The following is a 12,164-nucleotide window of genomic DNA, read 5'->3' as shown; positions in this document are numbered from 1 at the left end:
AATATGAAAGTTGATTGCTCGTGTTAGAGTAAGCAGTAACTTTAGACATATTTGTTCATAATAATTTGACTTGTAGGTAATCTAAAATTATGCTAAAGAATCTCAATTTGAAACAAAAATTTACAATTCTGCTACTGGTAATTTTGACATTTGGTCTGAGCTTGAGTGGATTTGCTCTTTCTTCTCTACTGAAGGAGAATGCTAAACAAGATATTAGCTCAACTGGTCTGATGCTCATTCAAACAATGAGTTCTGTTCGTAAATACACCAGTACTCAAGTGAATCCAGAGCTAGTTGATAAATTGGCTACTGAATTTTTGCCGCAAACCGTGCCTGGATACTCAGCACGAGAGGTGTTTGAAATTTTACGGAAAACAACAGACTACCGTGATTTCTTTTATAAAGAAGCAACTCTCAATCCTACAAATCTTCGGGATAAAGCTGACGGTTTTGAGACGGAAATTGTAGAACAGTTCAGAAATAAATCAGACCTTAAAGAAGTTAGTGGATTTCGCTCAATTCCTGGCGGGGATATCTTTTATATTGCTCGTCCCTTAGCAGTTTCTGAAGAAAGCTGTCTGGTCTGTCATAGTGTACCTGAAGCTGCACCTCAAAGCATGATTAGTCTTTATGGTGCTGCTAATGGATTTGGGTGGAAGCTTAATGAAATTGTCGGCGCTCAGATTATATCAGTACCTGCCAAGAATGTCATCAACAAAGCTAATCAGTCTTCCTTACTAATTATCTTGATTGTATCAGCTATATTTATCACTACTATCCTGTTAGTCAATTTGTTTTTGAATCGACAAATTGTCATTCCTCTCAAACGCATGACTCGCATAGCCGAAGAAGTTAGTACGGGACACATGGAAGTTGAATTTGAGCAGATGTCTAATGATGAAATCGGTAATTTAGCTAAAGCCTTTAAACGGATGCAGTTAAGTTTAGAAATGGCGATGAAAAGAATCAAACGTACTCAAGGAGGTACAGGCGATTATAATAATTCGTAATGACGCTCTCAAGACGACTCTCTTGACTTAAAGCCACAGAATTAGTTAAGAGATTAAAAATTTTCCCTCAATTCATGATGTCTAAATCTCTATGAAAATAAGCTTTTTTTGAATTCAAAAGCTGCTTGAAGGTTAGGAATTTCCTTTGTGACAAGTTCAATAAATTGGTCAGCTGAAATATAAGGATTGTGAGCTAGTATTTCTTCTATAATCAGATTTGCCATTGGGCCAATGTGGTAAGCTAATTCTTGCTGGCAATGTTTGATAAATGCTGGCTGGAGTAAAGATTGTTGTTGTTCAATTCTTTGCCCAGTTTGGGGACTAGTAGGTGAACTAAAAATTGTTTCTTCAGGTTGGTTATATGACTGTGATATAACCGACATAGCCTGAAATTCAGGGTTAAATACCGTGGCTGGCAAATCATCAACCATGATTGCAGAAGATATTGCCACTTCTGGTTCTCCAATATGCTCTAAATCTCTAAGAACTTCGCTGGCTGTTTGGTATCGCTTATTAGGTCTATCTTCCAACATGCAATCAAGCACTTGAGCCAACCCATCAGTAACATAAGTATAATCACGCCAGTTCCATTCAAGTGAGTATTGATCCATTAGTAAAGATGGATCTCTAGCTGTGAGTAATACAATAGCAGTTACACCTAAAGCATAAAGGTCACTAGAGGGTGAACATAAACCCAAACTAATCTGTTCGCGGGGAGCATATCCCACTTTGCCGACAAGGGACATTTTACCAACAAACGTTACCTGGTGGTTGGAACTTCTCCCTTCGTTCATGTCAGCAATTTGCTTGCCTACCCCAAAATCAATCAGCACTGGCAGATCCTTGCCATCGGGTAACATGATGTTGTCAGGAGAAATATCTCGATGGATGATGTTGTGCTGATGGACATATTCTAAAACAGGCAGTAGATTCTTTAGCCACTGTATAACTTCGTCTTCAGAAAAATTTCTTCCTTGACGTTGAAGTTCTCCTAGCAGTCTTGAATATGTTTTACCGTCAACATACTCTTGTACTAAAAATAGCCGACCATCTCCTTCAAAGCAAGCCAAAAACTTGGGAATTTGAGGATGTTGCAATTGATGAAGGATTTTTGCCTCTCTTTTAAATAAGTTACGATATTGTTCCAGTCCACTTTCGCCTGTGCCAATGGGTGCAAATTCTTTAAGAACACAGGCTTCATTAAACCGACGAGTGTCAAATGCTAAGTAAGTTCGTCCCAATCCTCCCTGTCCTAGAAGTTTTTGGATAATATAGCGGTTATCGATTAGAGTTCCAGCAGCTATTTCTGGTCTTGTCATAGGGGACTGTGACATCATCATCGCACTCCTAGCGATTTTGTTATTGATAAATTATCTAATTTGCTGAAAGTCAGAAACTCTAGCAGATAAAGGCTGATAACATCCTTTAAATTGAGGTTAGCACCACTATCGAGCCAAGGAAATACACTTTTCTACAATTTTCTGATGGTCTTGTGTTACCAAATAGACAATTTTAACCTGAGTAGTTTGATCATACTACCCATACTTAAGTATTTTAGCCGCCGCAACATAATCAGTGTCTGCGGTAATATCTGCAAATGTTCAGGCATCGCCTTTTAGATTTGCTGCTGAACCTTATTTTCCCCTTAGTAACCCAATTGAAACTCAGTTGAGGAACAGTAAGGATATAGCGTGACATCATGATTTTTCATAAAAACTGAGGTTGCTATAGACTTGCCCAAAGGAATATTATATGTATTTCAAGTGCTAAATATGCGATCGCTCTCAAAAATTAATCTTTCTGAGAGCTAATATTGTTAAGAGATAGCTGCTTCGGCATCGGCTATCAAAGTTTTCAGTACAGGTGATTCCTCAAAAGCAGAAAATTATGCTGCGTATCAGAAAATACTCGTGAAGCTACAATAATTCATCTATTTCATCAGGATTCACGCCTAACTGACGCAAACGTTCTGCTAATTGTTCTGCTTTTCGTTTGGCTTGAGCAGCTTCTTGTTTAGCTTCTATAGCTTCTTGTTCTGCAATCATAGCTCGTTCAGTTGCAGCAGCAGCTTCCTCTGTGGGTGCGGTAATTAATTCTCCCGCCAAAGTGAACCACCTTAACCACAACCTTTCAATATCTCGAAATGAACCTTGCCATAAGCCTAAACTTAAATCTATCTCTGGCATTAGTAAGCGCCCTTGGGTCAAATTCATCGGTTCATAGTGACCGCCGACTAACTGAAAAGCCCGAAGTTCATTAGTATAGCGACTAAATACAACATAGTAGGGAATTCGTAAAATTCGCTCATAAACTTCCCATTTGCTAGGAGGTTTATCTGCTGCACTTTCCCTTCTTGTACCTAAATCTTCGTCTTCCGTACCTGGAGATAATAACTCAATAACCACGAATGGATTTGCTGGTTCTTGCCAAGTTACATAACTTAACCGCAAGTCTTGCCCTTTGTATAATTTTCTTACACCTACTACACCAAACCAATCTGGGCGCTTATACCACAAAGGATGCTGTAAATCATAGTAGAGATTAAGGTCAGCAGCACTGTAAACTAGTTCTGAATTCCAGTTAATGGGCTGAAAAGTTAAGTATAAAAGTAAGGGTTGTAAAAAGTGAAAATCGTCTGGCAAGCCTGGTTCCTCTGGGTTGTCACTTGGTAAATCATACATCGTTGGTAGCGTTTCCCAAGGAGGAAGCGGCGGGTCAGATTGAGGGATGTAATGGGGAGAAGAAGTCATAATAAAAATTGGGTTTGATATTTTTCGGCTATTACTTTTATGGCTCTACCGTACTGATTATCCTAGATTCACAGCTTCTAAGAGGGAATAGGGAATAGAGAACAGAAGCGAATAGATATGTACTGAGTTTTTTCACGCAATCAAATACGATTCCTATAGAAGTAATAATGTTATTCCACAACTAGCTGCGAAGTGTTCGCGCACCGCTCTGCTAACGCTAAATTTTGAGATTACCTCTGCTACTATTATCTCTAAATGTTCGGCTTCCTTGGGTCAAATGCCACTGCAATACCGTTCGGTTAAGGAATTTTTTGGTTGAGGCAGGCAGGGGGGCAGGGGGAGAAGAGAAGCAGGGGGAGAGAAGAATTACTGAACAATAACTCTCTTTCCTTAAGAGCCTCAAGAGCTTATCCGAACAGTATTGAATGCCACTGGACTCTAATCGTGAAACTTGCTCAAGGTTGGTAATTAGCGAGATATCACTTATTTAAAAATATAAAAATTTTTTCTTAATTGCTTATAAATAACTATTACTGCCTAAATAACTTGGGGAATACTGAAAATTAGTACCATTAAAGGCGTATGAAAAATGGCAGATAATAAAGTCAGTGCAAAACTTTCCTCCGCAGACAGGGAAGCCGTGATGCAAGCTATTACTACTATCTGCGAAAAGTTACCGTTTTTGATTGATTTGACAACCGAGGAGCGTAAAGCTTTACCCAAGCTGGGGGATAAGAGTCGGGCGTTTGTGAGTAAGGCGTTGGAAATCGGCACACAAAACCCTGACTTCTTACCTCGTTCTTTTGACTTGAATGAAATGCGCCAAGATATCGAATTATTTGAAGCCCTGTATCCCATTTTGCTGTCATTGACGCAACTGCAAGAACTGGTGGATGATACATCTGTGGCTGTTGGTAGCGAAGCTTATGCGGCGGGTTTGATGATATATAACTATGCTAAAGCCAGTGGTAAAGGCTCTGGTTTAGATTCAATGGTTGATGATTTAGGACGCAGATTTGCTCGGAAAGCTAAAAAAGTGCAACCACAAAGTTCATTGCGTTGATATGGGTGAAAATTCTATCTAGTTCTCCAATTTCTTCAAGTTCAATCGCTTCTTCTGAAGTTAGTAAATCAGCTTTTTTGCGTTCTAAAAGTTCTTCCATTTGAATAGGTTAAATTTATCCAGCTTTTCTATTCTGATACTGCCAATCAAGGATGAAGGTCTAGCAATTACGGTTGTCATAGTCAGCGCGATACAATTTATGATATGTGTTTATCTAAAGATATTGTATCAAGGAAAAGTTTTATAAATATCTTTACAATGTGCGACTCTTTGACAAATTAATGTTTGTGAGCATCGACTTCGGCATCATAGCTAATTTTTATAAGAATATCAGTAGTTTGACACTATAGTAAAAGCTTAATTTCGGCAGATTCTCCTAATGCTTCATTGACTACGATTAACTTCCCCTGTTCATCAGCACCTAATTGCTGGTTAGCATTGAGCAATTCAATTCCATAAATTGTGCCATCAGGAGCAATATCTACATTCATTTCTTCGCTGACTTGAATTGTTTCTACTTGTGCAGTTTTTTCTTGGAGATAGATATAAGCTATGTTGTATCTTGGGTCGTAGGTAATTTTCATGGAATTTTTCTCTTTAAAAGTATTTGACGATTACTGTAATAACTAACCAGTCTTCTTCTTCTTGAACAGCTATTGCCTCAATTTTTTTAGTAGTATAAAACTTGCCATTCCATTCAGCATTGAAGGGAAAGTTACACCTAAATCCCGTTCTACCAAATTGAGCAGGAAAGGTAACACCATTTTCCACTGTGGCAATAACTTCTGCTTCTGTTGCCCCACGTTGATTTAATCGTGCTTGTGCATGGGGATGCAACCTGACGTTCATATATTGTTTAATCCTAACTCCCACAAATTATCCATCTTCATTTTCTCGCGCCATAACAATATGTTCGCGTTCCCGAACTATGCGAAACCCCAATAACTCAAATGCTTTAATAACTCTCTTCTTGGAAGCATCTACAGGAAACTTAGGCATTAAATAGCCACCTCTGCATCTGTCACAAAAGCTTCGATTACTGGTGAGTCATCTTCAAGTATTTCTTTGCCAAATATCTCGATATAACAGCGAATAGCTGAATTGACATCAGCTAAAGCTTCTTCATAAGTGTTTCCTTGACCAACTACGGCCCCTTTTATACCAAGAGGATAGGCAACATAACCGTCAGAATGTTTTTCTACAATAATTTTGATTTGTTTCATTACGGGCATTTAGCAAGGTAAACTTTAAGCAATGCTGATGGAGCCTACAATAAGCGATATATCCAATTGTAATAAACTTATGGCGATCGCACCTATTAAACCCTCATCCTGGCTAGAGAATGGTATTCGACTTGAAAAAGTTAGTAATATTAATCTATTTAAAATTACAGATGAATTGTCAGATCGGATGCAAGAACTTGTTGATAAGAAAACAGCTAATTCTCAGACACCAGAAGAAGAGGCTGAACTGGAAGCAATTGGAGAATTAGTGATAATTGTTACCTACATCAATGGGATGATTGCTAATAAAGTGCAAGAATCCAACGAGACAGAAAACAGGGATATGGGAATAGACAGAAATTAATCCAATAATCCTATCTTATTTGTGAAAATTCTGATAAAGGGGCCAGATAAGGGCGATCGCATTCATCTTTTGCGGGATTGGGCGATCGCCTTTATCATGCTTGTAGCTAAATGTATAATTTTATACTTATTAACTATAAATTCCCAAATTTCTATGAATAATTGTCAAATTTTAACGGCAATAAATTATGCCTAATTCGAGTTATTTAAAATTTCATTGCTATAAAAAAATGCTAGATTTAGCAAATTTTTAACTAAACCTAGCAATCTTTAATTATTTACAAGAAGTCTAATCTTCAGGTTCAATTCCCGCCGCCCACAATTGTGCTGCTAGTCGTTGGGCACGTTGGCGTTCTTCTTGGGCACGTTGGCGTTCTTGTTGTGCGCGTTCGCGTTCTTGTTGTGCGCGTTCGCGTTCTTGTTCGGCTAACTCAGAACCCCAAGGTAAAAGGTTTCCTTGTTCATCCCACCACCGTAACCACTTTCCTGTGCGATTTTCACGAGTACCTTGCGACACTCCAAGGTAAAGATTCATTTCTGTTATCCAATAGCGTTGATTTTCATCAGGCTCTTGCAAAACGTACTGTTCTGTGTTTTCTAAGCGATACATCTCGAAACTGCCACTATCTGGCTCAAAGATAATGTAGTTTGGCACTTTTAAGATGCGCTCGTAGAAAAACCATTTTCCTGGGGGATATGTCGCTTTGATAGAATATTCTGTTTCCTGTGTATCAGAAACAAATTCCATCACAATTACGGGAATGTCACCCTGTAATTGAGGTGTGTAACTGCGTGTTACTTCTTCTCTACTAACATTAATTTTGGCAATGAAAGCCCAATCAGGCGCTTTAATGACTATTTTGTTGTTTAGAGTGGCACAAATGCCGTAATTAGTTGTTGTTAGGGCGTTAGCTGAAATTTTTCCGGCTAATTGTAGGCTTTCTGTAAGTGCAGCAGCTAAGGCTGGTTGATTAATGTTGTCCACTGGATCATCTGGGAGTTTGTAATCATCGGGTAGTTTTTCCCAAGTGATTTGGTAGTCTTGGGTGAGGGTTGTCATAATGGGTTTTCCTTTCAGATTGGGCATTGGGCATTGGGCATTGGGCATTGGGCATTGGGCATTGGGCATTAATTCTTGTCCCTCACTCCCTCACTCCCTCATCTTCCCAGTCCCCAATAGTTACTAATCTTCGTCGGGTTCTAAATCGTCGGCTGTCAATTCTTGATGGGGGATGGCGGCGATAATTGCATCTATGACTTTGGATACTGGCAATATCTCTATATTCAAGTCGGGAAATTTTGTCCCTTTTGGCACGATCGCTCTTTTAAATCCCAACTTAGCAGCTTCTTTCAACCGCAGTTCCATTTGGGAAACCGATCGCACTTGTCCACCTAACCCAACTTCACCGATTAATACTGTACTGGGATCAACTATGCGATCGCGGAAACTGGCAACGATTGCGATCGCAATTCCCAAATCTACCGCAGGTTCTTCCACATTCAACCCACCCGCAGAAGCAACGTAAGAATCTAACTTTGACATGGGAATTCCTACGCGTTTTTCTAAGACGGCGAGAATTTGCACTAGACGGTTGTAGTCTACGCCAGTTCCAGCACGCCGAGGGGAAGGGTAGCTGGTAGGACTCACTAAAGCCTGCAATTCTACAACTATCGGGCGAGTACCTTCGCAAGCAACCACAATGGCAGTACCTGGTGCAGGATCGTCACGGTTGCCTAAAAATAGCTCTGAGGGATTGGAGACTTCTCGCAATCCATCTGTCACCATTTCAAAGATGCCGATTTCGTGAGTTGCACCAAAGCGGTTTTTGACTGTCCGTAATAACCGATGGGAGGCAAAGCGATCGCCTTCAAAATACAACACTGTATCGACTAAATGTTCTAAAACTTTTGGCCCGGCGATCGCTCCTTCTTTGGTGACGTGTCCCACAATCAGCATGGTGACATCTTCGTGCTTTGCCACCTTCATCAATGCTGCGGTACATTCCCGTACCTGAGCTACTGAACCTGGTGCAGAAGTCAGCGCCGGAAAAAACACTGTTTGGATACTATCAATCACCGCCACATTTGGTTTGAGAGAGTCTATTTCCCGTAAAATTTCTTCTAAATCTGTTTCTGGCAGTACATATAAATCTGCACCGATACTGTCAGGGTCTATAGGAAGTGTAGTATCTACTACTACTGTTACCTTCTCCTCGTTTACCACACTTAGGGTTTTTGATACTCCCAAACGCGAAGCTCGTAATTTTACCTGCTGTCCCGATTCTTCACCAGTTACGTAAAGGATGCGGTATTTCTGTGCTAATTGATTAGATACTTGCAACAATAAAGTCGATTTACCAATACCTGGATCGCCACCAATCAGCACCATAGAGCCAGGGACAACCCCACCTCCAAGCACTCGATCTAATTCTTCGTAACCAGACTCCCAACGAGCAATTTGGCGATCGGTAATTTGATCAAATGTTAAAGAGGCTCGTGCTTTAGCTGGTTTACCGTGAGATTTGCCATTGCCTTGAGCTGATTGCCAACTACTCACTCCCCCCCGACTGGGTACATCTACTGAGGATTGAATCGAAATTTGTTCTTCTAGAGAGTTGTAAGTACCGCAAGCAGGACACTTACCAAACCACTGGGGCGATTCTGCTCCACATTCGTTACAAGTGTAAAAAGTTTTTGGCTTTGCCATTCTTAAATCTTATTAAATAATCTTAATATTTACTTAATTATTGAAAAAAACTAAAAACTAATAATAGTGGTATTTAGAGCTTTTTCCAAATCAATTCATGGAATGATATCTTAATATTATGGTATTAAAAATTAATCATGTAAATTTTTAGTCAAGGAGCCTAGAGAAACTTGGAAAGCCATAAAGAAAAAATCTTGGTGGTAGACGACGAAGCCAGCATTCGCCGGATTTTGGAAACACGCCTTTCCATGATTGGCTACGATGTAGTGACTGCTGGCGACGGGGAAGAAGCTTTGGATACTTTTCGCAAAACAGAGCCTGACCTGGTAGTTTTAGATGTAATGATGCCAAAGCTAGACGGCTATGGTGTATGTCAAGAATTACGAAAAGAATCAGATGTCCCCATTATTATGCTAACAGCCTTGGGTGATGTCGCCGATCGCATCACTGGATTAGAATTAGGTGCTGATGACTATGTAGTTAAACCATTTTCCCCCAAGGAGCTAGAAGCCCGGATTCGCTCGGTACTGCGGCGAGTAGATAAAAACGGTGCTTCTGGAATTCCCAGTTCTGGGGTAATCCATGTCGCTAATATTAAAATCGATACGAATAAGCGACAAGTCTACAAAGGCGATGAGCGGATTCGATTGACGGGTATGGAGTTCAGCTTATTAGAGTTGTTAGTCAGTCGCTCTGGAGAAGCTTTTTCTCGTTCGGAAATTTTGCAGGAAGTATGGGGTTATACACCAGAACGTCATGTAGATACCCGCGTAGTAGATGTGCACATATCACGTTTGCGGGCAAAATTAGAAGATGATCCTAGCAACCCAGAATTAATTCTCACCGCACGGGGTACTGGTTATCTTTTCCAGCGAATTATTGAACCAGGGGAGGAGTGAGAGATGAGGGAGCAGGGGGAGCAGGGGGAGCAGGGGAGAAGTTGCAGTAAGTGTTTTCCCCTCTGCCCCTTTGCATCTCTGCCTCTTATGCCCAATGACAAATGACAAATGACAAATGACAAATGACAATCGAGTTTTGCGGCGTCTACCCATTGTCGTAGGTGGGCTAGGCGCTGTACTTTTATTGATTAACCGTTTATTGACACCGGAATTAACCCAGTCTCAATCGCGTGGTGATGTCGTGGGCGTGATTTTGAGTGCGGTGTTAATTTTGACGGGTTTAATTTGGCAGCAAGTTCAGCCGCGATCGCCTGATATTGTAGAACTAATTGGAGAAGAAGGTTTTGTACTCGCAGCAGATTTACCAGAATCCGTAAAAACAGAGCTAGCCTGGGCATCTCATTTATTGTTGACTAATACAGTAACGCGATCGCTTGTAGTTTTTTATCAAGGTAAAGTTTTGTTGCGTCGCGGCATTCTGGGTACTAAATCTGAAGTTGTGCCAGGAGTAATCTTAAAACAGGTACTCGAAAAACAAAAACCGATTTATCTAGTTGCTCTAAAAATATATCCAGGTAAAGTTGAATTTGATTATTTACCAGAAAATACTCAAGGTGTAATTTGTCAACCTATTGGCAACCAAGGTGCATTAATTTTGGGAGCAAATGCTCCTCGAAGTTACACCAAACAAGATGAAAACTGGATTGCAGGAATTGCTGATAAATTAGCCGTTACTCTTGGCTCGAATTTATCCAACCAAGCGACTTAACCTAAATTTAGGTTTGTCATCTGTGAGAATAACTCGTAATTGTAATTACTAAGCTGTTACGCAAAGAAAATTGCACATTAACTAGTGAGGGTTGTTTTTTGTCATTTGTCCTTTGTCTTTAAAAACGCTTTTGATTAATGATTAATGACGGTCTATACAGAAAATAGTGCAATACATATAGCAATCCTATCTGATTTGTGAAAATTCTTGGTGTCCAGATCCCCGACTTCTTTGAGAAGTCGGGGATCTAATTTTTCACGAATGATTTAGGATTGCTATAGGCGCATTAGCTTATCTATAAGTTAATTACGAATTACGAATTATTAACTCACCAAGAAGTCAAAAAATTCCAACCTTCCTTTTCTTCTGGTATGTTTCCTTCTTTTTCTTCTAGTTCTTCCGGTGTCTTTAAATTTGTCTGTTGAATTAAATTATCATAAGCTCCTGAATCAACCCATTTTAATAACTCGCCAGCCCGCATAACTATCCAAGAAAGCCCAGGCTCTGTATAGCTTAATATTTTAGTGACTTTATCCACGCTATCAAAGTTATTGGATGCAAACTCACGGGCTTGGACGAGGAAATCTTCAATTACAGCAGTAGTCAAGTACTCATCTGGTAAACCCGCGAGTTTCATCAGTGTAGTAGTTGCTACATCAATATCCTGACAAGCCAGCATTGCAGCCCGATCGGCAGTAAACCTAGCCATCATCCGCCAATTATACAAACCTAATTCCATTCCACCAGCTACTAAGCCACCAACTCCCAGTGTGGTACTGCTCAACAAATTTTTCAACGTTGGCATAACAATTGCCATTTGGTGATAAACCATGTGCTGACTCTTGATGCGAGCGATTTCGTGTCCGAAAATGTAAAGCAACTCATCTACGCCAAGCCACTCCATTGCATCTAAATTGATACCGACAAGGGGTTTTTCTACGCCAACAATATAGGTTTGAATGTTACCTGTGCCTCGAAATAGATACAATTCAGGAAGTGGAGCAACATCAAGAATTTGGCAGGTTTCTACAAATGTTTGATGTAATTGGGGAAAATTACGGGGCGAAATTCTAATTTCACTACCAAGGCTTTGCAGTCTAAGTAGGCGATCAATACCGTATTCGTTAATTTTTTTGAGTAGTAGAGAGACACCGGGCATATTTTGCAAAGAAGCCAAAGCTTTGCGATCAAAGGGGTGCTCGTAGGCTTCAGAACTTAGTCCAGTTAATATTTTTCTCGTCATAGGTTTTGAGCTTTTAAATAAATCGCCGTAAGTCCCGCGCTATAACGGTACTCCGTTTAGCGCCGGGATATAAGGCGGGTGACGACGAAAGTATCTTCGACGGCAGTTGCTCTACTTGGGGAAACCCCTTGGCGCTA

General features: G+C 40.2%; 16 protein-coding genes. 6 read left to right on the top strand and 10 right to left on the bottom strand.

Features of this window, described 5'->3' with window-relative positions; translation table 11 throughout:
* The first annotated feature begins 89 nt into the window (after positions 1-89).
* On the top strand, positions 90-1,010 hold the full coding sequence (locus RMY63_RS26540; protein ID WP_322731559.1) for a Tll0287-like domain-containing protein: 921 nt from the start codon (positions 90-92) through the stop codon (positions 1,008-1,010).
* Positions 1,011-1,099: 89 nt separating this feature from the next.
* Here the strand turns inward: RMY63_RS26540 and RMY63_RS26535 are convergent, their stop codons facing one another.
* Together RMY63_RS26535 and RMY63_RS26530 are read right to left on the bottom strand one after the other, a co-directional pair.
* Positions 1,100-2,344 (bottom strand): serine/threonine-protein kinase, encoded by a 1,245-nt coding sequence (locus RMY63_RS26535; RefSeq protein WP_322731576.1) that lies wholly within the window; start codon positions 2,342-2,344, stop codon positions 1,100-1,102.
* A 582-nt stretch (positions 2,345-2,926) separates the two neighbouring features.
* Complete coding sequence (locus RMY63_RS26530; RefSeq protein ID WP_322731558.1) at positions 2,927-3,760, bottom strand: Uma2 family endonuclease; 834 nt, start codon at positions 3,758-3,760, stop codon at positions 2,927-2,929.
* Positions 3,761-4,349: 589 nt separating this feature from the next.
* Here RMY63_RS26530 and RMY63_RS26525 point away from each other — a divergent pair.
* Positions 4,350-4,823 (top strand): hypothetical protein, encoded by a 474-nt coding sequence (locus tag RMY63_RS26525; RefSeq protein WP_322731557.1) that lies wholly within the window; start codon positions 4,350-4,352, stop codon positions 4,821-4,823.
* Here the strand turns inward: RMY63_RS26525 and RMY63_RS41905 are convergent.
* From RMY63_RS41905 to RMY63_RS26500, 5 genes are all read right to left on the bottom strand, one after another.
* Positions 4,789-4,923 carry a hypothetical protein gene (locus RMY63_RS41905; RefSeq protein ID WP_416212551.1) on the bottom strand — a complete coding sequence of 45 codons (135 nt, stop codon included), beginning with the start codon at positions 4,921-4,923 and terminating at the stop codon, positions 4,789-4,791. The two genes, RMY63_RS26525 and RMY63_RS41905, sit on opposite strands and share 35 nt — an antisense overlap.
* 244 nt (positions 4,924-5,167) lie before the next feature.
* On the bottom strand, positions 5,168-5,407 hold the full coding sequence (locus tag RMY63_RS26515; protein ID WP_190881993.1) for a DUF2283 domain-containing protein: 240 nt from the start codon (positions 5,405-5,407) through the stop codon (positions 5,168-5,170).
* A gap of 13 nt (positions 5,408-5,420) precedes the next feature.
* Positions 5,421-5,672 (bottom strand): DUF4258 domain-containing protein, encoded by a 252-nt coding sequence (locus RMY63_RS26510; protein WP_322731556.1) that lies wholly within the window; start codon positions 5,670-5,672, stop codon positions 5,421-5,423.
* 27 nt (positions 5,673-5,699) lie between these two features.
* Positions 5,700-5,822 carry a hypothetical protein gene (locus RMY63_RS26505; RefSeq protein WP_322731555.1) on the bottom strand — a complete coding sequence of 41 codons (123 nt, stop codon included), beginning with the start codon at positions 5,820-5,822 and terminating at the stop codon, positions 5,700-5,702.
* Complete coding sequence (locus RMY63_RS26500; protein WP_322731554.1) at positions 5,822-6,055, bottom strand: hypothetical protein; 234 nt, start codon at positions 6,053-6,055, stop codon at positions 5,822-5,824. The genes RMY63_RS26505 and RMY63_RS26500 overlap by 1 nt, the downstream gene beginning before the upstream one ends.
* A 28-nt stretch (positions 6,056-6,083) precedes the next feature.
* Here RMY63_RS26500 and RMY63_RS26495 point away from each other — a divergent pair, with 28 nt between their 5' ends.
* Together RMY63_RS26495 and RMY63_RS26490 are read left to right on the top strand one after the other, a co-directional pair.
* Positions 6,084-6,410 carry a hypothetical protein gene (locus tag RMY63_RS26495; protein ID WP_322731553.1) on the top strand — a complete coding sequence of 109 codons (327 nt, stop codon included), beginning with the start codon at positions 6,084-6,086 and terminating at the stop codon, positions 6,408-6,410.
* Between the two features lie 21 nt (positions 6,411-6,431).
* Entirely contained in the window at positions 6,432-6,605 is a 174-nt protein-coding gene (locus tag RMY63_RS26490; RefSeq protein ID WP_322731552.1) for a hypothetical protein, read from the top strand.
* A 93-nt stretch (positions 6,606-6,698) separates the two neighbouring features.
* Here RMY63_RS26490 and RMY63_RS26485 read toward each other — a convergent pair whose 3' ends face one another.
* A complete protein-coding gene (locus tag RMY63_RS26485) occupies positions 6,699-7,469 on the bottom strand; it encodes a Uma2 family endonuclease (RefSeq protein ID WP_322731575.1) in 771 nt (256 codons plus the stop codon).
* A 123-nt stretch (positions 7,470-7,592) separates the two neighbouring features.
* Positions 7,593-9,116, bottom strand: a complete 1,524-nt coding sequence (radA, locus tag RMY63_RS26480; RefSeq protein ID WP_322731551.1) for a DNA repair protein RadA — start codon at positions 9,114-9,116, stop codon at positions 7,593-7,595.
* Positions 9,117-9,286: 170 nt separating this feature from the next.
* Between radA and rpaB the strand changes: the two genes are divergently transcribed.
* Positions 9,287-10,015: a response regulator transcription factor RpaB gene (gene rpaB, locus RMY63_RS26475; RefSeq protein ID WP_292866575.1), complete on the top strand. Its 729-nt coding sequence runs from the start codon at positions 9,287-9,289 to the stop codon at positions 10,013-10,015.
* Between the two features lie 115 nt (positions 10,016-10,130).
* A complete protein-coding gene (locus RMY63_RS26470; RefSeq protein WP_322731550.1) occupies positions 10,131-10,784 on the top strand; it encodes a cofactor assembly of complex C subunit B in 654 nt (217 codons plus the stop codon).
* Between the two features lie 328 nt (positions 10,785-11,112).
* On the opposite strand, the gene RMY63_RS26465 is transcribed toward RMY63_RS26470, so the two are convergent.
* Positions 11,113-12,027, bottom strand: coding sequence for a M48 family metallopeptidase (locus RMY63_RS26465; protein ID WP_322731549.1), 915 nt, complete (start codon positions 12,025-12,027; stop codon positions 11,113-11,115).
* Between the last annotated feature and the right edge of the window lie 137 nt (positions 12,028-12,164).

The organism is Nostoc sp. ChiQUE01b, assembly GCF_034531255.1.
Classification (GTDB): Bacteria; Cyanobacteriota; Cyanobacteriia; order Cyanobacteriales; family Nostocaceae; genus Nostoc.
Note: the sequence above shows the minus strand (reverse complement) of the source record. Positions and strands in the feature narration are given on the sequence as shown.